The organism is Agromyces cerinus subsp. cerinus, from assembly GCF_900142065.1.
In the GTDB taxonomy this organism is placed as follows: Bacteria; Actinomycetota; Actinomycetes; order Actinomycetales; family Microbacteriaceae; genus Agromyces; species Agromyces cerinus.
This window is the reverse complement of the sequence record NZ_FSRJ01000003.1, coordinates 727,686-747,594: the sequence shown is the minus strand read 5'-3', so window position 1 is coordinate 747,594 and position 19,909 is coordinate 727,686. Positions and strand designations below refer to the sequence as shown.

The 19,909-nt window shown below is 69.6% G+C and carries 22 protein-coding genes and 1 tRNA gene; 8 read left to right on the top strand and 15 right to left on the bottom strand.

Annotation, left to right across the window (positions count from 1 at the left end):
* The first annotated feature begins 95 nt into the window (after positions 1 to 95).
* Together BUR99_RS13960 and BUR99_RS13955 are read left to right on the top strand one after the other, a co-directional pair.
* A complete protein-coding gene (locus tag BUR99_RS13960) occupies positions 96 to 953 on the top strand; it encodes a carbohydrate ABC transporter permease (protein WP_234980851.1) in 858 nt (285 codons plus the stop codon).
* Entirely contained in the window at positions 950 to 1,786 is an 837-nt protein-coding gene (locus BUR99_RS13955) for a carbohydrate ABC transporter permease (protein WP_074260921.1), read from the top strand. Before BUR99_RS13960 ends, BUR99_RS13955 begins: the two co-directional genes overlap by 4 nt.
* Here BUR99_RS13955 and BUR99_RS13950 read toward each other — a convergent pair.
* The 3 genes from BUR99_RS13950 to BUR99_RS13940 all read right to left on the bottom strand — a co-directional run bounded on the left by BUR99_RS13950 (position 1,776) and on the right by BUR99_RS13940 (position 4,183).
* Positions 1,776 to 2,603: an amino acid ABC transporter ATP-binding protein gene (locus BUR99_RS13950; RefSeq protein WP_074260920.1), complete on the bottom strand. Its 828-nt coding sequence runs from the start codon at positions 2,601 to 2,603 to the stop codon at positions 1,776 to 1,778. The genes BUR99_RS13955 and BUR99_RS13950 overlap by 11 nt on opposite strands.
* Complete coding sequence (locus BUR99_RS13945) at positions 2,590 to 3,252, bottom strand: amino acid ABC transporter permease (protein ID WP_074260919.1); 663 nt, start codon at positions 3,250 to 3,252, stop codon at positions 2,590 to 2,592. Before BUR99_RS13945 ends, BUR99_RS13950 begins: the two co-directional genes overlap by 14 nt.
* A gap of 115 nt (positions 3,253 to 3,367) precedes the next feature.
* The gene (locus BUR99_RS13940) at positions 3,368 to 4,183 is read right to left on the bottom strand and encodes an amino acid ABC transporter substrate-binding protein (RefSeq protein WP_074260918.1); all 816 of its coding nucleotides are present in this window, start codon (positions 4,181 to 4,183) and stop codon (positions 3,368 to 3,370) included.
* Positions 4,184 to 4,471: 288 nt separating this feature from the next.
* On the opposite strand from BUR99_RS13940, the gene BUR99_RS13935 reads away from it, so the two are divergent.
* Entirely contained in the window at positions 4,472 to 4,798 is a 327-nt protein-coding gene (locus BUR99_RS13935; protein WP_074260917.1) for a hypothetical protein, read from the top strand.
* Positions 4,799 to 4,853: 55 nt separating this feature from the next.
* Here the strand turns inward: BUR99_RS13935 and BUR99_RS13930 are convergent, their stop codons facing one another.
* From BUR99_RS13930 to BUR99_RS13920, 3 genes are read right to left on the bottom strand one after another with little or no spacing between them, the layout of a single operon-like run.
* Positions 4,854 to 6,359 carry an aldehyde dehydrogenase (NADP(+)) gene (locus BUR99_RS13930; protein ID WP_084184034.1) on the bottom strand — a complete coding sequence of 502 codons (1,506 nt, stop codon included), beginning with the start codon at positions 6,357 to 6,359 and terminating at the stop codon, positions 4,854 to 4,856.
* Between the two features lie 38 nt (positions 6,360 to 6,397).
* Positions 6,398 to 7,594 carry an acyl-CoA dehydrogenase family protein gene (locus BUR99_RS13925; RefSeq protein WP_074260916.1) on the bottom strand — a complete coding sequence of 399 codons (1,197 nt, stop codon included), beginning with the start codon at positions 7,592 to 7,594 and terminating at the stop codon, positions 6,398 to 6,400.
* The gene (locus tag BUR99_RS13920; RefSeq protein WP_200802735.1) at positions 7,591 to 8,775 is read right to left on the bottom strand and encodes a CaiB/BaiF CoA transferase family protein; all 1,185 of its coding nucleotides are present in this window, start codon (positions 8,773 to 8,775) and stop codon (positions 7,591 to 7,593) included. The genes BUR99_RS13925 and BUR99_RS13920 overlap by 4 nt, the downstream gene beginning before the upstream one ends.
* A gap of 173 nt (positions 8,776 to 8,948) precedes the next feature.
* Here BUR99_RS13920 and BUR99_RS13915 point away from each other — a divergent pair, with 173 nt between their 5' ends.
* The 3 genes from BUR99_RS13915 (at position 8,949) to BUR99_RS13905 (ending at position 11,886) form a co-directional block, all read left to right on the top strand.
* Entirely contained in the window at positions 8,949 to 9,719 is a 771-nt protein-coding gene (locus BUR99_RS13915; RefSeq protein WP_074260915.1) for a FadR/GntR family transcriptional regulator, read from the top strand.
* Positions 9,700 to 10,425, top strand: coding sequence for a cache domain-containing protein (locus BUR99_RS13910; RefSeq protein WP_074261060.1), 726 nt, complete (start codon positions 9,700 to 9,702; stop codon positions 10,423 to 10,425). Before BUR99_RS13915 ends, BUR99_RS13910 begins: the two co-directional genes overlap by 20 nt.
* Before the next feature lie 96 nt (positions 10,426 to 10,521).
* The gene (locus BUR99_RS13905; RefSeq protein WP_074260914.1) at positions 10,522 to 11,886 is read left to right on the top strand and encodes an NAD-dependent succinate-semialdehyde dehydrogenase; all 1,365 of its coding nucleotides are present in this window, start codon (positions 10,522 to 10,524) and stop codon (positions 11,884 to 11,886) included.
* Positions 11,887 to 11,966: 80 nt separating this feature from the next.
* On the opposite strand, the gene BUR99_RS13900 is transcribed toward BUR99_RS13905, so the two are convergent.
* Together BUR99_RS13900 and BUR99_RS13895 are read right to left on the bottom strand one after the other, a co-directional pair.
* A complete protein-coding gene (locus tag BUR99_RS13900; RefSeq protein ID WP_074260913.1) occupies positions 11,967 to 13,550 on the bottom strand; it encodes an amidohydrolase in 1,584 nt (527 codons plus the stop codon).
* A 53-nt stretch (positions 13,551 to 13,603) separates the two neighbouring features.
* Positions 13,604 to 13,960 carry an iron chaperone gene (locus tag BUR99_RS13895; protein ID WP_074260912.1) on the bottom strand — a complete coding sequence of 119 codons (357 nt, stop codon included), beginning with the start codon at positions 13,958 to 13,960 and terminating at the stop codon, positions 13,604 to 13,606.
* A gap of 181 nt (positions 13,961 to 14,141) precedes the next feature.
* On the opposite strand from BUR99_RS13895, the gene BUR99_RS13890 reads away from it, so the two are divergent.
* Positions 14,142 to 15,662 carry an APC family permease gene (locus BUR99_RS13890; RefSeq protein ID WP_084184000.1) on the top strand — a complete coding sequence of 507 codons (1,521 nt, stop codon included), beginning with the start codon at positions 14,142 to 14,144 and terminating at the stop codon, positions 15,660 to 15,662.
* 63 nt (positions 15,663 to 15,725) lie between these two features.
* On the opposite strand, the gene BUR99_RS13885 is transcribed toward BUR99_RS13890, so the two are convergent.
* Together BUR99_RS13885 and BUR99_RS13880 are read right to left on the bottom strand one after the other, a co-directional pair.
* Positions 15,726 to 16,037 (bottom strand): hypothetical protein, encoded by a 312-nt coding sequence (locus BUR99_RS13885; RefSeq protein ID WP_074260911.1) that lies wholly within the window; start codon positions 16,035 to 16,037, stop codon positions 15,726 to 15,728.
* Positions 16,038 to 16,213: 176 nt separating this feature from the next.
* Positions 16,214 to 16,441 (bottom strand): hypothetical protein, encoded by a 228-nt coding sequence (locus tag BUR99_RS13880; protein WP_074260910.1) that lies wholly within the window; start codon positions 16,439 to 16,441, stop codon positions 16,214 to 16,216.
* A gap of 83 nt (positions 16,442 to 16,524) precedes the next feature.
* On the opposite strand from BUR99_RS13880, the gene BUR99_RS13875 reads away from it, so the two are divergent.
* The gene (locus tag BUR99_RS13875) at positions 16,525 to 16,794 is read left to right on the top strand and encodes an acylphosphatase (RefSeq protein ID WP_074260909.1); all 270 of its coding nucleotides are present in this window, start codon (positions 16,525 to 16,527) and stop codon (positions 16,792 to 16,794) included.
* Between the two features lie 71 nt (positions 16,795 to 16,865).
* Here BUR99_RS13875 and rplA read toward each other — a convergent pair whose 3' ends face one another.
* From rplA to BUR99_RS13850, 5 genes are all read right to left on the bottom strand, one after another.
* On the bottom strand, positions 16,866 to 17,555 hold the full coding sequence (gene rplA, locus BUR99_RS13870; protein ID WP_074260908.1) for a 50S ribosomal protein L1: 690 nt from the start codon (positions 17,553 to 17,555) through the stop codon (positions 16,866 to 16,868).
* Positions 17,556 to 17,692: 137 nt separating this feature from the next.
* Complete coding sequence (gene rplK / locus BUR99_RS13865) at positions 17,693 to 18,121, bottom strand: 50S ribosomal protein L11 (RefSeq protein WP_022891467.1); 429 nt, start codon at positions 18,119 to 18,121, stop codon at positions 17,693 to 17,695.
* A 163-nt stretch (positions 18,122 to 18,284) separates the two neighbouring features.
* Positions 18,285 to 19,211, bottom strand: a complete 927-nt coding sequence (gene nusG, locus BUR99_RS13860) for a transcription termination/antitermination protein NusG (RefSeq protein ID WP_074260907.1) — start codon at positions 19,209 to 19,211, stop codon at positions 18,285 to 18,287.
* Between the two features lie 64 nt (positions 19,212 to 19,275).
* Complete coding sequence (gene secE, locus BUR99_RS13855; protein WP_074261058.1) at positions 19,276 to 19,551, bottom strand: preprotein translocase subunit SecE; 276 nt, start codon at positions 19,549 to 19,551, stop codon at positions 19,276 to 19,278.
* A 40-nt stretch (positions 19,552 to 19,591) separates the two neighbouring features.
* Positions 19,592 to 19,664 (bottom strand) — tRNA-Trp (locus BUR99_RS13850).
* Positions 19,665 to 19,909 lie beyond the last annotated feature (245 nt).

Sequence of the window (19,909 nt, the reverse complement as noted above, 5' to 3'; positions counted from 1 at the left end):
AGCGCCCGTCCACACGGGCGGGCGCTCCCGCCCCGGCGACCCCCGCCCCCGCGCCGCGCCGCCGCCGCGCGTTCACGACGCACCGCGGACTCGTCGTGCTCGCGTTCATGCTCCCCGCCGCGATCTTCGTCGGCGTGTTCATCTACTACCCGATGCTCGCCGGCAGTCAGATGGCGTTCCGCCACTGGAACCTGAGCAATCTCACCGACACCTCGTGGATCGGGCTCCAGAACTTCGCCACGATCTTCGCCGATCCCTCGTTCGGCGTGATCCTCGGCAATTCGGTGCTCTGGGTGGTGGCGTCGATCGTGCCCCAACTGGTGATCGGCTTCGCGCTCGCGCTCTGGTTGCGCCGGAGGTTCCGCTTCCGCGGCCTCTACCAGGCACTCATCTTCTTCCCGTGGGCGATCTCGGGCTTCCTCATCGGCATCCTCTTCCGCTGGATGTTCAACGGCGAGTTCGGGGTGGTCAACGACCTCCTGATGAAGACCGGCCTCATCGACCAGGGCATCCCGTGGCTGGCGCAACCGGACACCGCGATGTTCGCCGTGATCATCGCCAACATCTGGTACGGCGTGACGTTCTTCGCGATCATGATCCTCGCGGCGCTGCAGTCCGTTCCGGATGAGCTCTTCGAAGCCGCGGCCCTCGACGGCGCCGGCAAGGTGCGCACGCTCTTCCAGATCACGATCCCGTACATCTCGACGACGCTCGCCCTGACCGTGCTGCTCCGCGTGATCTGGATCTTCAACTTCCCCGACATCATCTGGGCGATGACCGGTGGCGGCCCCGCCAACCAGACGCACATCATCACCACGTGGATGATCACGTTCACCCAGAAGGGCGACTACGGCGTGGCCTCGGCGCTCGGACTCATCGTCGTCGGCCTGCTGCTCGTCTTCTCGGCCTTCTACCTGATGGCCCTTCGCGGCAAGAAGGAGGCGTCCTCGTGATCGACACGGAGACCACGCCCGCACGCATCACCCGAATCGGCTTCCTCGGGCTCTGGCTCGTGATCACGATCTTCCCGCTCTACTGGATCATCGTGACCTCGTTCAAGGCGCCGGGAGACATCTTCAGCTATCCGCTGCAGTACTGGCCGACCGAGTTCTCGTTCGAGAACTACGTGCAGCTGTTCGAGAAGGCCGACTTCGGCACCTACGTCGTCAACAGTCTCGTGGTCTCGACCGCTGCGGCGACCACCGCGACGCTCATCTCGCTGCTCTCGGCCTACGTGCTCGCCCGGTTCGAGTTCCGCACCAAGACGGCGATCCTCATGGCGTTCCTCGTCACCCAGATGATCCCGGCGTTCATCGCACTGGGGCCGCTCTATCTGCTCATGGTGGACCTCGGGCTCGTCGACGACCGCTTCGGCCTGATCCTGGTCTACGTGGCCGTGTGCATCCCGTTCTGCACGATCATGCTGCGCGGCTTCTTCGCGAACGTCCCCGACGCCCTCGAAGAAGCGGCGATGATCGACGGATGCTCCCGGCTCGGCGCACTGTTCCGGGTCATCGTCCCGGTGATGAAGCCGGGCATCGTGGCGGCGTTCATCTTCAACTTCGTCAACTGCTGGAACGAGCTGTTCCTGTCGGTGACGCTGATGAACAAGGACGAGAACAAGACGATCCCGACCGCGCTCAACGGCTTCATCACGAGCTTCAACATCGATTGGGGTTCCATGTCGGCGGCCGCCGTGCTGACGATCCTGCCGACGATGATCCTGTTCGCGTTCGCGAGCCGCTACATCGTCCAGGGCCTCACCGCGGGCGCGGTCAAGGGCTGACGTCGTCGGCCCCGCCGTCCTCGAGCGGGCGAAGGATGCGGTCGAGGAAGCGCCGGGTGCGCTCGTGCGTCGGGTTCGTGAAGATCGCGCCGGGCGCGCCGCGCTCGACGACGACGCCGCCGTCCATGAACAGCACCTCGTCGGCCGCCTGCCGTGCGAAGCTCAGCTCGTGGGTGACGACGACCATGGTCCAGCCCTCGTCGGCGAGCTCCTTGATGACCTGCAGCACCTCCCCCACGAGTTCGGGGTCGAGCGCGCTCGTGGGCTCGTCGAAGAGCAGCAGCTGCGGCTTCAGGGCCAGCGCCCGCACGATGCCGACGCGCTGCTGCTGCCCGCCCGAGAGCTCGAACGGGTAGGCGTCGCGCTTCTCGGCGAGGCCTACGCGGTCGAGCAGCGCGGATGCCTCGGCGACCGCCTGCTTCTTCGGCACCTTCTGCACGCGCACCGGGCCCTCGATGACGTTCTCGATGACCGTCATGTGCGGGAAGAGGTTGTGCTGCTGGAACACCATCGCCGAGCGGTCGCGCAGCGCGTAGCGCTGGGCCTTCGGCACCGGTGCCGCGAAGTCGATGACCGGGCCGCCGGCGAAGTCGATCGTGCCGGCGCTCGGCGTCTCGAGGCCGTTCAGCGAGCGCAGCACGGTGGTCTTGCCCGAGCCGCTCGGGCCGATGAGCACGACGACCTCGCCGCGCCGCACCTCCAGGTCGATGGAGCGCAGCACCTCGTTGTCGCCGAACGACTTGCGGATGCCCCGTGCCGAGAGCAGCACCGAGTCATCCGGCGTCGCTGCAGGGGCGAGCGGATCAGTGGGCGACATAGCGGTCCAATCGCTTCTCGAGCAGGTTCTGCCCGCTCGAGAGCACGAGGCAGAACAGCCAGTAGATGAGCGCCGCCTCGATGTAGATGAGCAGGAACTCGCGGCTGAACGCCGCGATCTCCTGCGCCACCCGGAACATCTCGGTCACGAGGATGAGGGAGGCGAGCGAAGTGTCCTTCACGAGCGAGATGAAGGTGTTCGACAGCGGCGGCACCGAGACGCGTGCCGCCTGCGGCAGGATCAGCCGGGTGAGCGTCGTGCCGGGCGACATGCCGATCGTGTACCCGGCCTCCCACTGCCCCTTCGGCACCGAGAGGATCGCCGCCCTGATCACCTCGGCCGCGTAGCCGCCGACGTTGAGCGAGAACGCGATGATCGCGCTCGGCCACGGGTCGATCGTGATGCCGATCGACGGCATGCCGTAGAAGATCACGAACAGCTGTACGAGCAGCGGCGTGCCGCGGATCACCGAGATGTAGAACCTCGCGATGCCGCTCAGCACCCGGTTGCGGCTGATGCGCATGAGCGCGACGCCGAGCGCCAGCACGAGGCCGAGCGCGAAGGAGGCCACTGCAAGCGGAATCGTGCCGGTGATGCCGCCCCAGAGCAATGGCCAGAACGAGTCGAGCGCGAGTTGCCAATCGGTCATCGCCGCACCGCCTTCCGGAATGCGGCGGATGCCGCAAGCCCATGATTCCACTCGGGCGCTGTCGCCCGTGCGAATCAGGGGAACGCGGCATCCGCCGGTGAGATGCAGGCGAGCGCTACTGCGAGACGTCCTCGCCGAAGTACTTCTCGCCGAGTTCTGCGAGCACGCCCTCCTCGCGGAGTTCGGCGAGCGCCTCGTCGATGGCCTTCACGAGCGCGGTCTTGTCCTTCGCGAAGGTGAGGGCGCTCTCGCTCGGGTCGGTCTCGGCGGCGACGGCGAGCTTCGCGTCGGGCGTCTGCTTGAGGTAGTCGAGGTAGGTGAGCTTGTCGTTGACGGTCGCGTCGACGCGGCCCTGCTCGAGGAGTGCGACGGCCTGCGCCCAGCCCTCGACGGCCTCGACGTTCGCGCCCGCGTCGACGGCGAGCTGGTAGAAGTTGCTCGTCAGCGACTGCGCCGTGGTCTTGCCCTTGAGGTCTTCGAAGCTCGAGATCGAGTCGTCGCCCTCGTTCACGACGACGACGCTCGGCGACACCGTGTACGGCGTCGAGAAGAGGTAGCTCTCTTCGCGGTCGGGGTTGATCGACACCTGGTTCGCGATGACGTCGAAACGGCCGGCGTCGAGGCCCGCGAAGATCGCGTCCCACTGGGTCTCTTCGAACTGGATCTCGAGGCCGAGCTTCTCGGCGACGGCCTCGGCGATCTCGACGTCGTAGCCGACGAGCTCGCCCGCGCCGCCCTCGTGGTACGTGAAGGGCGGGTAGGTGCCCTCGGTCGCGACGGTCAGCGTTCCGGCCTTCACCAGTCCGTACTCGTCGTCGACCGCGGCTTCGCTCGACGCCGGCGCTCCGCTCGAGCAGGCGGCGAGGGCGACGACGGCGACGGATGCCGCGGCGAGGCCGAGCAGGGTGCGGACGCGGGGTGCGCGAGACATGTGGAGCTCCGTTCGTGGGGAGTGCTGTGCGGCGACGGGTGCCATCGCCGTGCGGACGAGTCCATCACGGCCTCGCCCCGTGAGGAAAACGGCGTTACCCCGCGTTTCATTTCCGAAACCGCACGATTCGCAGCATCCCGATCACATTCCGCTCGCGGAATACCGTGTCGGTGCTCTCTCGCGCAAGCCCTTCCGCCGCCGGATCACCGGTGGCTACGCTGGCCGCGGCGACGGAGTCCCCTCCGTCGTCGTGGTGCCCCCCACACCGATCGGAAGGAACCCCCACCCGTGATCACACTGTCATGGCTCCTCATCATCGCCCTCGTCGGCGGCGCGCTCGCGCTCGTCGACGGCATCCGACGCCTCCGAGGGAAGGGCGGCTCGGTCGTCGGCGTCATCGAGGTCATCGTCGCCGCACTGTTCGTGCTGTCGCTGTTCCTGCCGGGCATCCCGTTCGGGTCGCTCGTGCTCGGTATCGCGACGCTCGTCGTGCTCGTGGTCGCGCTCATCACCCGCGGTCGCACCGGCCTCGCGCTCACGATCTCCGCGATCGTGCTCGTCGCGCTCTGGCTGGTGCTCGTGAACCGCTGGCTCGTCATCCCCGGCATCAACTGACGGCGACGACGGAGGGGGCGGCCGATCCCGGCCGCCCCCTCCGTCGATTCGTGCGCTACTCCGCGGCGCCCGCGGCGAGCACGCCGTCTTCACGGCGCGGGATGCCGAGCGGATTGCCGTCGGCGAGCTCCGGCGGCAGCACCCCTGCCGGTGCGTCCTGGTAGGCGATGGGCTCGAGCCAGCGCCGGATCGCGGTGGCCCCCACCGAGGTGTGCACCGACGCGGTCGTCGCGGGCCATCCGCCGCCGTGGTGCTGCGCCCAGGCGATCGCGACGCCTGTCGGCCAGCCGTTGTAGACGATGCGGCCCGCGACCCGGGCGAGGGCCTCGGTGAGTGCCGTGACGTCTTCGCCCGGCTCGTGGTGGATCGTGCCCGTGAGCGAGCCGTCGAGCACCGCGAGTGCGGCGTCCAGCGAGGCCTCGTCGGCGTAGCGCACGAGCACCGTGAGCGGGCCGAAGCACTCCTCGAGGAAGGTCTCGTGGGCGGCGACGAACGCGCCCGTCGTCGTCGCGATCACCGCGGGAGCCGAGGCATCCGTCGCCGGATCGCCGGTGAAGACGACCTCGACGTCGTCGCGTGCGGCGAGCGCCGCCGAGCCCGCGTCGAACGCGCTCGCGATGCCGTCGGTGAGCAGCGTCTGCGACGTTGCGCCGGCGAGCGCGGCGACGAGTGCCTGCTCGAACCCGGCACCCTCGGGCACGAAGACGAGCCCGGGCTTCGTGCAGTACTGGCCGCCGTCGCGGGTGAACGAGCCCGCGAGTCCGGTCGCGATGCCCCCGACGTCCGCAGCGGCGGCCGCCGGCGTGACGACGACCGGGTTGATCGAGCCGAGCTCGCCGTAGAACGGGATCGGCGCGGGCCGGGCGGCGGCGAGATCGAAGAGCGCGCGCCCGCCGCGGGTCGAGCCGGTGAATCCGACCGCCGAGACGAGCGGATGCCGCACGAGCGCGGTGCCCGCATCGAAGCCGTCGACGAGAGCGAGCACCGTCGCGGGCGCACCCGCCTCGACGAGGGCGACGTGCGCGATCTGCACCACGCGACGCGAGAGCCGCAGATGCCCCGGATGCGCCTTCACGACGACCGGGCAGCCCGCGGCGAGCGCCGACGCGGTGTCGTTGCCGAGCACCGAGAACGCGAACGGGAAGTTCGAGGCGGCGAAGACACCGACGACCCCGAGCGGGCGGAGCATCCGCCGCAGGTCGGGGCGCGGCGGGGTGAGCGAGGCGTCGGGGGCGTCGAGCGTCGCCTCGACGTACGACCCCTCGAGGGCGACGCCCGCGAAGAAGCGCAGCTGGGTCGCGGTGCGCGTCACCTCGCCGGAGAGTCGCGTCGTGCTGAGGTGGGTCTCCTCGGCGGCGAGCGCGACGAGCTCGTCGCGGTGCGCTTCGAGACCCTCGGCGAGCACGGTCAGCCATCGGGCCCGGTCGGTGCGCGACGATCGGTCGACACCGCATGCCGCGGCGAGTCGCACCGCGATCTCGACGTCGGCCTCGACGTCGGCGACGACCGGGTCCTCGTCACGACGCTGCTCGTCGCGCGGCGCGATGCCCGCGGCATCCATGGTGCTGCTCGTCTCAGCCATCTCGTCCGCCTTCCGGATCAGAACGCGTTCAGCCCGGTGAGCTCGCGCCCCAGGATCAGCTGGTGGATCTCGTCGGTGCCCTCGTAGGTGCGGACCGATTCGAGGTTCGCCGCATGGCGCATGACGGGCCACGCGTTCGTGATGCCGTCGCCGGCGAGGATCGCGCGCGCCTCGTGCGCGATCGCGAGGGCCTCGCGCACGCTGTTGAGCTTGCCGACCGAGATCTGGGCGGGCGTGAGCGTGCCGCGCTCCTTCAGACGCCCGAGATGCAGCGCGAGGAGGATGCCCTTCTCAACCTCGAGGAACATGTCGGCGAGCTTCGCCTGGATGAGCTGGTTCGCGCCGATCGGCTTGCCGAACACCTCGCGGTCGACCGAACGCTCGATGGCCGCCTCGAGGCACGAACGGGCCGCCCCCATCGCGCCCCAGACGATGCCGTAGCGCGCCTCGTTCAGGCACCCGAACGGACCCGAGAGCCCCTTCGCACCCGGCAGGATCGCGTCGCCGTCGACGCGCACGCCGTCGAGCGAGATGTCGCACTGCACGGAGGCGCGCATCGAGAGCTTGCCGTCGATCGGCGTGGCCGTGAAGCCCGGCGTCGAGGTCGGCACGAGGAATCCGCGCACCGCACGGCCGCCGTCACCGCCGCCGAACTCGGGGTCGTCGACCTTCGCCCACACGACCGCGACGTCGGCGAGGGAGGCCAGGCCGATCCAGCGCTTGGCACCGTCGAGCACCCAGCCGTCGCCGTCGCGGCGCGCGGTCGTGGTCATGCCGGCGGGGTCCGAGCCGCCCTGCGGTTCGGTGAGCGCGAAGCATCCGATGAGGTCGCCGGCCGCCATGCCGGGCAGCCACTGCTGCTTCTGCTCCTCGGAGCCGTACTTGTGGATCGCGCTCATGGCGAGCGAGCCCTGCACCGACACGAAGGTGCGCCAGCCGCTGTCGGCGGCCTCGAGCTCGAGGCACACGAGGCCGTACGAGACCGCGCCGGCGCCGGCGCATCCGTAGCCCTGCAGGTGCATGCCGAGGAAGCCCAGGTCGCCGAGCTCCTTCACGAACTCGCGACGGAAGTGCTTCGCCTCGAAATCCTCCTCGATGACCGGTAGCAACCGGTCCTGCGCGAAGGCGCGGGCCTTCTGCTGCCACTCGAGCTCCTCGGAGCTGAGCAGGGCGTCGAGGTCGAACACGGCGTCGATCGAGGGGGCGGTGGTCATCGGTGCGGTCCTTTCGCGGGGGTCTGGTGCCAGTCGGCGCCGGCGTGCTCGTCGAGCGCGGGGGGCGGGGTGCGGTAGGCGGCGGGGCTGGCCGAGAGGCCGATCGGGTTCGCGATCGTGCGGCTCGCGAAGGGCCCGGCGTCGATCTCCGCCACGGGCTCGAGGCCGAGCGCCTCGCCGAACGCGATCGCCTCGGCGACGTCGTTCACGAGGCCGGCGGGCACACCGGCAGCACTGAGCGCCTCGACCCAGTGCGCAGCGGATGCCGCGGCGAGCCGCGCTTCGATCGCCGCCGTGAGCTCGGCGCGGTGTGCGACGCGGTCGACGTTGCCCGCGAACCGCGGGTCGCCGGCGAGCGCCGGAACCCCGAGCACCGCGGCGAGCGCCCGGAACTGCTTGTCGTTGCCGACGGCGATCACGAGCTCGCGGTCGGTGGCGTGGAAGACGGCGTAGGGCGCGATGCTCGGGTGCGCGTTGCCGAGGCGCCGCGGCGGCGTGCCCGTGGCGAGCGTGGACGCCGCCTGGTTGGTGAGCGCCGAGAGCAGCCCCTGCAGGAGGTTCACCTCGACCCGCTGGCCGAGACCCGTGCGGTCGCACTCGCGGAGGGCGAGCAGGATGCCGGCGACCGCGTTCTGCCCGGTGAGCACGTCGACGAGGGCGACGCCGGCCTTCGCGGGCTCGCCGTCGGCGGCGCCCGTGATCGACATGAGCCCGCCGACGGCCTGCACGAGCAGGTCGTACCCGGCGAGCGCGGCGCCCTCCCCCGTGCCGAAGCCCGTGATCGAGCAGTAGACGACGCCCGGGTTCGACGCCCGCACCTCGTCGTAGGAGAGCCCGAAGCGGTCCATCACGCCCGGCCGGAAGTTCTCGATGACGACGTCGGCCGAGGCAGCGAGCCGGCGCGCCTCGGCGAGCCCCGCGGCATCCGTCAGGTCGAGCGCGACCGACCGCTTGTTGCGGTTGACGCTGCCGAAGTAGGTGGCCCGGCCGCTCGCGTCGACGGGCGGGCGCCAGTGCCGGGTGTCGTCACCGGCCGGGGATTCGATCTTCACGACGTCGGCGCCGAAGTCGGCGAGCATCATCGTGGCGTACGGGCCGGCGAGCACCCGCGAGAAGTCCGCGACGCGCACGCCCGAGAGCACGCCGTCGGTCGCCTCGTCATCGGCCCGTCGCTCGTGCATCCCATCCGCCTTCGCATGTCGGCGGCCCTGCGACCGCGCAATCATCCTATATCGCTTCTTTTCTCGATGCCGACCTGTCCCGACCGCCGCCGACGCCGTTCCGAGGATCGTCGCAGCATCTCCTGACAAGCGGTGGTGCGATTCCGGGCGAGTCGCTCGACTAGCCTGAACGCATGGAATCGAGGGTGGGCCCGGGCGCGCGCGAAGCCGTGTTCGCCCAGCTCGCCGACACGGGCCGCGCCGAGCAGGTCGCGCAGCGCCTCACCGACGGCATCGTGCTCGGGGTGCTCGGCGCCGGCGAACGCCTGCCGAGCGAACCCGAGCTCGCCCGCCGCTTCGGCGTCGCACTCATCACCGTGCGCGAGGGCCTCGGCATCCTGCGCGAGGCCGGCCTCGTCGAGACCCGCCGCGGGCGAGAGGGCGGCAGCTTCGTCGTCGCCGACGACGCCGACCACCGTTCACTCATCACCGCGCGCCTGCGCGGCCTCGCCCAGGTCGAGCTCAGCGACATGGCGGTGTACTTCGGCGCCATCCTCGCCGGAGTCGCCGAGCGCGCAGCCGAGCGGGCGTCGGCAGGTGACGCCGAGCGGCTCGCGGCGTGGCTCGACGCAGCCGACTTCGACACCGCGGCATCCGCTCGCACCAATCAGGGCGGGTTCTTCCTCGAGGTCGCCGTGCTCAGCCAGTCGGCCCGGCTCGTGCGCGAGCAGATCCGGCTGCAGGCCGAGTTCGGCCCCCTCCTGCTGCTCGGCCTCGACGACGACGGGCAGCGAGCGGATGCCTCGGCGCACGACCGCCGCATCGTCCGCGCCGTCGCGGCGCACCGCCCGGTCGAGGCCCGCGAGTCCGCAGGCGACCTCGTGCGCGGACTCTCGGTGCCGCTCCTCGCGGCGAAGGCCAGGATCGAGCGGGGAGGTGCGCTCGATGAGCCGGTCAGCGCGTGACGTCGCCGCTTCGGTCGGCACGGTGTTCGCGAGCGTCTTCGACCAGCTCGCCGCGTGGCGCATCCCGGTCGAGCAGCTCATCGACGGTGCGGCCGAAGTGCGCCCGGCGGCGCTCGACTCGGTCGTCGCCGACCTCGTGCTCCCCCGCCTGACCGAGCCCGAGCCACTGCTCGTCGGGGCCGGGTTCATCGCCGACGGCGAGATCGTGCGCGGGCGCGACGTGCACTTCGCATGGTGGCTCGGGCCGCTCGACGCGAACCCCGTGCTCGGCTCGACGACCGAGCCGACGCGCCTCGACCTCACGACCCGCGGGTACACCGAGTACCTGCGCGACTTCCGCGCCCTCGAGTGGTACCGCATCCCCGCGACGACCCGGCACGCGCACGTCACGGGGCCCTACGTCGACCACCTCTGCACGTGCGACTACATCCTGACGATGACGATGCCGGTGCACGCGGACGACTCCCGCATGGTCGGCGTCGTCGGCGCCGACGTCTCGGTGCGCCGACTCGAGCGCGAGCTCCTCGCCGCGTTCCTCGACGTGCCCGCACCGCTCGCCCTCGTGAACGACGAGGGCCGCGTCGTGCTCTCGACCGAGCCGACCCTGCAGGTGGGGCAGCTTGCCGACCCCGCCGGCCCCGGAGAGCCGTGCCCCGGCACGCCGCTGCGAGTGCTCGTCGACCCCGCGTCATCCGGGTCGATCTGAATCATCCGCTGATATATCTTTGAAGTCGAGCGTATGCACGGCGGCAGACGAGCTCTGGCGTGTGTGCAGTGTGTGCACCCCGAGAAGGAGAAACCCATGCCCTATGCCGTGACCAACCCCGCCACCGGCGAGACGGTCGAGTCCTACGACACCATCACCGACGAGGGCCTGCAGGCGGCCATCGCCGCGGCCACCGAGGCGCACCGCACCTGGTCGAAGGACACCACGGTCGCCGAGCGCGCCGCCCTCGTGCGCCGCGTCGCCGAACTGCACAACGAGCGCGCCCAGGAGCTCGGCGAGATCATCGTGCGCGAGATGGGCAAGCCCATCGAGCAGGCCGTCGGCGAGGTCGAGTTCTCGGCCGCGATCTACGAGTACTACGCCGACAACGCCGAGTCGCTGCTCGCCGACGAGAAGATCGACCTGCTGGCCGGCGAGGGCTCGGCACTCATCCGCCGCTCGTCGCTCGGCCCGCTCCTCGGCATCATGCCGTGGAACTTCCCGTACTACCAGGTCGCCCGCTTCGCCGGCCCGAACCTCATCATCGGCAACACGATCCTGCTCAAGCACGCCGAGCAGTGCCCCGAGTCCGCCGCCGCGATCGAGCAGATCTTCCTCGACGCCGGTTTCCCGGTCGGCGCCTACGTCAACATCTACGCCTCGCACGAGCAGATCGAGACCGTCATCGCCGACCCGCGCGTGCAGGGCATCTCGCTCACCGGTTCCGAGCGGGCCGGCGCGATCGTCGCCGAGATCGCCGGTCGCCACCTGAAGAAGGTCGTGCTCGAGCTCGGCGGCTCCGACCCCTTCATCCTGCTCTCGACCGACGACCTCGACGCCACGGTCGGCGCCGCCGTCTTCGCCCGCGTCGACAACAACGGCCAGGCCTGCAACGCGGCCAAGCGGTTCATCGTGGTCGAAGACCTCTACGAGCCGTTCCTCGAGAAGTTCACCGCCGCGATGAGCGAGGTCGAGCAGGGCGACCCCGCCCAGGCCGGCACCGCACTCGGCCCGCTCTCGTCGGCCAAGGCCGCCGAGAGCCTCGCCGAGCAGGTCGAGCGGGCCGTCGCACAGGGCGCCACGCTCCACCACGGCGGCGCGCGCGACGGCAACTACTACTCGGCGACGATCCTCACCGACGTGCAGCCCGGCTCCGACGCCTTCCACGAGGAGTTCTTCGGCCCGGTCGCGCAGGTCTTCAAGGTCGCCGACGAAGCCGCAGCGGTCGAGCTCGCGAACAACACCCCGTTCGGCCTCGGCTCCTACGTCTTCACGACGGACTCGGAGCAGGCCCTCCGCGTCGCCGACAAGATCGAGGCCGGCATGGTCTTCGTGAACCTGGTCGGCGCCGACGGCGCAGAACTGCCCTTCGGCGGCGTCAAGCGCTCGGGCTCGGGCCGCGAACTCGGCCGCTTCGGCGCCGACGAGTTCGTCAACAAGAAGATGATCCGCATCGGCTGATCACCGCGAACGCGCACTGATCGGATGCCCCGGGGCCTGCCCCGGGGCATCCGTCGTCTGAGCCTGCCGCAGGGTCGTGCTCAGCGCTGGAAGCGCACCTCGCCGCCGACCACCGTGGTGGCGACCCGCAGGTCGCGGAGCTCGGTCGGTTCCACCTCGAACGGGTCCCGCTCGAGCGCGACGAAGTCCGCGAGCCTGCCGACGGCGAGCGTTCCCTGCCGGTGGTCGCGGTTGGCGGCGTAGGCGCTGCCCGCCGAATGGGCCGCGAGAGCCTCGGCGACGGTCACTCGCTGCTCGGGTTCCCAGCCTCCGGCCGGCTCCCCTGCTGCGTTCTCCCGCGTGACGGCGGCGTGCACCGCGTGCATCGGATTCGGGCTCTCCACCGGGGCATCCGAGCCGAAGGCCACGTGCGCACCGGAATCGGCGAGGGCACGCCACGCGTAGTTCGCGAGGTCGCGTCCGGCGAGAAGGGTCGACGCGAGCGCGATGTCCGAGGTGCAGTGCGTCGGCTGCAGGGACGGGATCACGCCGAGCTCCGCGAATCGGGGAAGGTCTTCCCAGCGGATGTGCTGGGCGTGCTCGATGCGATGCCGGAGGCCTGCGGCGCGACTGAGCTCGGCGCTCTCGGCGTAGGCGTTCAGCACGAGATGGTTCGCCTCGTCGCCGATCGCGTGCGTGGCGACCGCGATGCCCGCGAGGGCCGCCGTGCGCACGAGCTCGCGCAGACGGACGTACGGGATCACCTCGATGCCGCGATTGCCGGACTCCCCGACGAACGCCTCGCCCATGTGCGAGGTGTGCGAGCCGAGCGCGCCATCGGAGAAGAGCTTGACCGGGCCGGTCTGGAACCAGTCGTCGCCCTGGCCCGTGTACCGGCCCTCGGCGATCGCCGCATCGAGGTGGACGGCGGGGATGGCCTTGTGGACGCGGAGCCTCAGGCGACCGCTTCGATGCAGCCCGAGGTAGGCGGCGCGGGCGTCTTCGCCGTCGATGTCGTGCACGCCCGTGAGACCGACGGCGAGCAGGTGCGCCTGCTCGACCGCGAGCTGTTCGACGAGGTCGGCGACCGACGGCGCGCCGATCACGGCATCGAGCGGGCGCTGCGCCTCCTCTCGGAGGATGCCGGTGGGCTCGCCCCGCGCATCCCGGACGATCGCGCCGCCGACCGGATCGGGCGTCGCCGCCGTGATCCCGGCTGCGGCGAGGGCGAAGCTGTTGGCCCAGACGGTGTGCCCGTCGATGCTCGGAAGCACGACCGGTCGGTCGGGGCAGATGCGATCGAGGCTGTGGCGATCGGGTTGCACGGGCACGGCCCACGTGTTGGAGTCCCAGCTGCCCCAGAAGATGCCGCGACCCGCCGGCAGGCCCGCCGCATGGGACCGGATCGCCGCCAACGCCTCGTCGAGGCTTCGGACGCCTCGCAGATCGAGCTGCCCGCGCTCGCCGGCGAGCAGTGCGGTGTGGATGTGCGCATCGATGAACCCCGGCACGACCGCGAGACCGCCGAGATCGACCTCGATCGTGCCCGGGCCGGCGAGTGCGCCGATCTCGGCGTCGTCGCCGATCGCGACGATCTCGCCATCGACGGCGAGCAGCGCCTCGGCGGGCTTCTCCTCGCCGGTCAGCGTGTGGATGCGGGCATTGCGGAAGAGCTTCGACGGCAACGACGTTCCTCGGGTCAGGGCGGATCGCGCATTGTGCGCGGAGAACGAGACGGCTAGCGCTTCTTCTTCTCGTCGATCTCGTCGCGGCGCAGCAGGATGATGCGGTCGACGAGCGAGTCGGGCAGCGGATGCTCCGGGGTGAACCGGATCGTCCCCTTCGCCCATGAGTACCCGTCGAGCTCCGACGAGATGGCCTCGATCACGGGAGGACTGTACGGGTAGAGGCCGATGTGGGCCTTCGCCTTCATGATGCTGAGCAGCGGCGAGTCCCGGTACCGGAGGGCGGGCATGCCGTAGCTCACCCCCTCGACCGCCTCGGGCACGAGCGAGACCGCCCTCGCCCTGATGCGTTCCATGACGTCGCGCTCGGGCTCCTCGAGACCGGCGATGTAGTCGCTGACTTCCCCCATGGCGGCCATGCTACGCCGAGCGGATGCCGCGGCATCCGCTCACTCGGGAATCCGCGCCGAAATGAATCATCCGGAACTATAGCTTTACGACCGGATGTCTGGCTATGCTGGCGCGACACCACGACGATGTGGTGTCGCCGGTTGGGGGCGGCCGGCGCAGCGATGACAGTGGAAGGCAGCAATGTCTGAAGATCGCGGGCCCGCTGCGGGCCTCTCCGACGGCGAACACCTGAGCGTGCTCGGCTACGAGGACACGTTCAACCGATCCATGAGCCTCTGGGCGAACTTCGCCCTCGGCTTCACGTACCTCTCGCCCCTCGTCGGCGTCTACTCGCTCTTCGCAGTGGCGCTCTCGATCGGCGGTCCGCCCTCGATCTGGTGGATCGTGATCGTCGGCGCCGGGCAGCTCCTCGTCTCGTTCGTGTTCGGCGAGGTCGTCTCGCAGTACCCGATCCACGGCGGCATCTACCCCTGGGCCCGCCGACTCTGGGGCCGGCGCTACGCCTGGATGGCGGCGTGGGTCTACATCTGGGCGATGATCGTGACGATCACCTCCGTCGCGGAGTTCGGATCCGGATTCGCGGCGAGCCTGTTCGGCATCGATCACACGAACGACTCCACGTTGTGGCTCACCCTCGGCTTCCTCGTCATCGCCCTCGCCATCAACTTCACCGGCACGAAGTGGCTCGCCCGAGTCGCCCGCATCGGCCTCGCCGCCGAGCTCATCGGCGTGATCGGCCTCGGCCTCTACCTGCTGATCTTCCAGCGCAAGCAGGAGTTCAGCGTCTTCTTCGACACCATGGGCGTCGAGGGCGACGGCAGCTACGCGGCGGCCTTCATGGGCGCCGCCCTCGCCGGCCTCTTCCTCTTCTACGGCTTCGAGGCCTGCGGCGACGTCGCCGAAGAGGTCGAGAACCCGGCGCGACGCATCCCGAAGGCGATGATGCTGACGATCCTCGTCGGCGGCGTCTCAGCCCTCTTCTCGTTCGGCGGCTACGTGCTTGCGGCGCCCGACCTCGCGTCAATCGTCAACGGCGAAGACGCCGATCCCATCCCCGGCATCCTCGAGGCGACACTCGGTGCCGCCGGCGCGAAGATCTTCCTCGTGATCGCGATCACGGCGTTCCTCTCCTGCGTGCTGAGCCTGCAGGCCGCGGCGAGCCGTCTGCTGTTCTCCTTCGCCCGCGACGGCATGATCCCCGGCCACCGCTGGCTTGCACGCGTCTCGCCGAAGAGCAAGGTGCCGACGAATGCGCTCATCGTGGCGTGCACCGTGCCCGCCCTCATCGCGGTGCTCATCTGGGCGAACAACGACCTGCTGGTTCCGATCACGGCGTTCGCGGTGCTCGGCATCTACGTCGCGTTCCAGATGGTCGTGCTGGCCTCCCTCCGACAGCGGATGAAGGGCTGGCGGCCGGCCGGTCCGTTCTCGCTCGGCTCGTGGGGCTTCCTCGTGAACGTCCTCGCGCTCGCCTACGGGATCTTCGCGATGGTGCTGCTCTCGCTGCCCGGTTCCACGGGCGACTTCTTCACCGACTACGTCGTGCTCATCGGCCTCGGCGTCGTCGTCGTGACGGGCCTCGCCTACCTGTTCATCGCACGCCCCGATCGCAAGTCGGATGCCCCGTCGGGTGACGCGATCACCGTCGCCGACGAGATCCGCCTGCGCACCGGCGCGACGAGCGCGGTCGACGTACGCTGACGGCGTCGCGCATCCGGCGGCGGGCAGGCGGGCGGACGCTCCCCTGCCCGCCGCTCCGACGGTTCAGGGCCGGCGCACGTCGACCGGTTGGAGCGCGTCGGCGAGTTCGCGGAGCACGGCGGCCAGCGCCCGGGTGTCGGATCCCGCCAGGCCCTCTCCACGCTCGACCCGGGTGGCCCATTCGCGTGCCGCACCGACGAGCTCCGCGTCGCGCGGCGTGCCGTCGGCCGGTGACCGCGCACCCTCTGCGAGCTCCGCATCGATCTCGGTGCACACGGGGGCGAGGCGGCCGTGCGCCGCCGAGGGGATGATCCCGTGCTCGAACTCGGCGCCCTCGAGCGCCGTGAGGATTCGAGCGAGGGTGCCCTCAGCCACGTGCCACGCCGAGAGTCTCGGAACGCGTGGCGCGCGACGAGACCTCGTGTTCAGTCCGGGTGCGACCTGTCATGCCTCGATCCTGTCAGAGTCGCCGCAGGATTCGTACGCGCCCTCGCCGAGGTCATCTGCGCAGGTCTCGCCTCACGGGCGTTCCCCCGACCGGGACACGACGCTCACGGCGACCACTCGAAGCCGTGGTGCCGATCCCCGTCGTCCTCCTCGTCGTGCACCTCCGGCCGATGCCGTTCGTGGCGCACGAGCAGCCAGACGACGATGCCGGCCAGCACCACCGTGAAGGCGACGAGCCCCCATGCGCCGAGTCGCGCCAGCCAGATGCCGACACCGATCGCGACGACGACGACCCCGCCTCCGGCGATGATGGCCGTCATCCGCTCGCTCATGACTGGATGCTACCGCCGTCGGCGATGCGGCGGCCGGCTCGAACACCTTCCCGCTGTGCGCGCCGGCGGCCTACGCTGGTCGGATGATCCGACGACACGTCATCGTGCACGGGTACGTGCAGGGCGTCGGGTTCCGCTACTCGGCCGCCATCGAAGCTCGGCGCCTCGGCGTCGCCGGCTGGGCGCGCAACCGCCACGACGGCACGGTCGAGATCGAGGTCGAGGGCGCTGAGGCATCCGTCGGCGCGATGCTCGACTGGCTCACGACCGGGCCGCCGGACGCGGTCGTCGAGCGCACGGATGTCTCGGCGCGCGAGCCGACCGGCGAGAGCGGGTTCGGCGTCACCGCGTGAGCGGATCGCACCACCGACGACGAAGGGCCCGCCGGCAAGCCGGCGAGCCCTTCGTGCAGTCTGCGGTGAGACTAGATGGCGTTGACGTCCAGCGGGATGCCGGGGCCGAACGTGGTCGACACAGCGCCCTTCTGGATGTAGCGGCCCTTCGAGCTCGACGGCTTCAGACGCAGGACCTCTTCGAGAGCCGCCTTGGCGTTCTCTTCGAGCTGCTCCTGCGAGAACGAGGCCTTGCCGACGACGAAGTGCACGTTGGCGTGCTTGTCGACGCGGAACTCGATCTTGCCGCCCTTGATGTCGGAGACGGCCTGGCCCACGTTCGGGGTCACGGTGCCGGTCTTCGGGTTGGGCATGAGGCCGCGCGGGCCGAGCACCTTGCCGAGACGGCCGACCTGGCCCATGAGCTCGGGGGTCGAGACCGCCGAGTCGAACGCGGTGTAGCCTGCGGCGACCTTCTCGATGAGCTCGGCGCCGCCGACCTCGTCAGCGCCGGCTGCGATTGCAGCCTCGGCAGCGGGGCCGGTCGCGAACACGATGACGCGAGCGGTCTTGCCGGTGCCGTGCGGGAGGATGACGGTGCCGCGCACCATCTGGTCGGCCTTGCGGGGGTCGACGCCGAGCTTCAGCGCGACCTCGACGGTCGAGTCGAACTTCGCGGAGCCGGTCTCCTTCGCGAGGGCCACGGCCTCGGTCGGGGTGTAGAACTTGCCGTCTTCGATCTTGTCGGCCGCGGCGCGGTAGGCCTTGGACTTCTTTGCCATGTTGCTTCTCCTTGAGAGAGTGTGGTCATCTGCGCCTGGCGGGCGCTGCCACTGAATGCTGAGTTCTGGTGAGCGGATGCCGCGTGGCATCCGCAAGCGGTCTCGAGACGGCGCTGGCGCGCCTCCTCGACCCGACGCTATTCGACCGTGATGCCCATCGAGCGAGCGGTGCCCGCGATGATCTTCGACGCTGCGTCGAGGTCGTTGGCGTTGAGGTCGACCATCTTCGACTCGGCGATCTCGCGCACCTGTGCCTGGGTCAGCTTGCCGACCTTGGTGGTGTGGGGAACGCCGGAGCCCTTTGCGACGCCGGCAGCCTTCTTGATGAGCTCTGCGGCGGGCGGGGTCTTCAGGATGAAGGTGAACGAGCGGTCTTCGTAGACCGTGATCTCAACGGGGATGACGTTGCCGCGCTGGGCTTCGGTCGCCGCGTTGTAGGCCTTGCAGAACTCCATGATGTTCACGCCGTGCTGACCCAGGGCCGGGCCGATGGGCGGGGCCGGGTTCGCGGCGCCGGCCTTGATCTGAAGCTTGATCAGACCGGTGACCTTCTTCTTCGGTGCCATGATTTCTCTCTTTCTGTTCGAACGCCCCGGTGGCCGGGGCACTCTCCCGCACACCCGGCCGTTCCGGGATGCGGTGATCTGATGTGCTGTTACCAGCGCGTGCCTGACGCAGCACAACCCTCCGATTGTACCGGAGGGCCGCTGCGTACTGTCTGGGAGGTGGTTAGAGCTTGGTGACCTGGTCGAAGCTGAGCTCGACCGGGGTCTCGCGCTCGAAGAGCGAGACGAGCACGATGAGCTTGCCGCTCTCGGGCTTGATCTCGCTGATCGTGCCGGGCAGGCCCGCGAACGAGCCGTCCTTGATCGTGATGGTCTCGCCGACCTCGAAGTCGACCTCGGCGGGGATCGCACGGGCGGCACCGGTGGCGGCGCCGGCCTTCGCACCCTTGACGGGAGCGACGTCCTTGATCTCGACGAGGCTCTTCAGCATGCCGAAGGCCTCTTCGAAGCGGAGGGGGGTCGGGTTGTGCGCGTTGCCGACGAAGCCGGTGACACCGGGCGTGTGGCGGATGACCGACCACGAGTCCTCGTTGAGGTCCATGCGCACGAGCACGTAGCCGGGGATGCGGACGCGCGTGACCATCTTGCGCTGGCCGTTCTTGATCTCGACGACGTCTTCCATGGGCACTTCGACCTGGTAGATGTAGTCGGCCATGGCCATCGACTCGCGGCGCTGCTCGATGTTCGCCTTCACGCGGCGCTCGAAGCCCGCGTAGGAGTGGATGACGTACCACTTGCCGGGGAGGAAGCGGAGCTCGGCGCGGAACTCCGCGTATGGGTCGGCCTGCTCCTCGTCTTCTTCGATGACGGCTTCGACGGCGGCTTCGGCCTCTTCGACCGAGTCGATGTCGAGAGCGTCGTCGACCACGGCGTCAGCCTCGGGGTCGCTCGACTCGGCGATCGCGTCGAGCACGGCGTCGAGGTCGACCTCGTTGCCCTCGTCGTCGACGACGTGCACGGCACGCTGCTCGGCCGGCTCGACCGATTCCTCTTCGTGCTCGAGGGTGTTGCCCGTCTGCGCCTCGTCGTCTTCGGCCGACTGCTCGGCAGCCGTGGCCCAGTCGACGTCGTCGCGCTCAGTCCTTGACACTTCTCTCAATCCTTTTCTCCGGTGCGCCAGCGGCGAACCGGATCCGTCGAACCCGAAGGCCCGATCAGACCCCCGGTGTTCCGAAGACGTACAGCACCAGCCAGCCGAACACCTGATCGAACGCCCACACGATCGCCATCATGATGATGACGAACACGAGCACGACAGTCGTGAAACTGACGAGCTCCTTGCGAGTCGGCGTGACGACCTTCTTCAGCTCGGCGATGACCTGCCGGATGAACAGGGCGACGCGCGAAAAGGGGTTCCGACGCGCGGCGCGATCGCGCTTCGCGTTGGCGACGACGTCTTCACTCGGTTCGTCGATTACTTTTCGTGCCACCTCGTACACCTTTCGTGGGCCGGCAATCACTGCCGGCTCGCAGGGCGGACAGGACTCGAACCTGCAACCTGCGGTTTTGGAGACCGCTGCTCTACCAATTGAGCCACCGCCCTATGGAACGACCGGGTGACCGGGGCTGTTCCACCGGTTGTCGAGCGCCACGATTCACTGCGTTTCTCACCAGGTGAATGCCCGAAAATAGGCGCAATGAATCTTGGCTGACTTCAACAACCTCACCAAGTGTATGCGACGCCGCAGGCAGAGTAAAGCCGAGCGGATGCCCCGCCCTCGACGGCCGCCCCGAGGCATCCGAGTCACCCGCCTCGACGAGGGGTTCGGCATGCGGGTTCTCCGCATC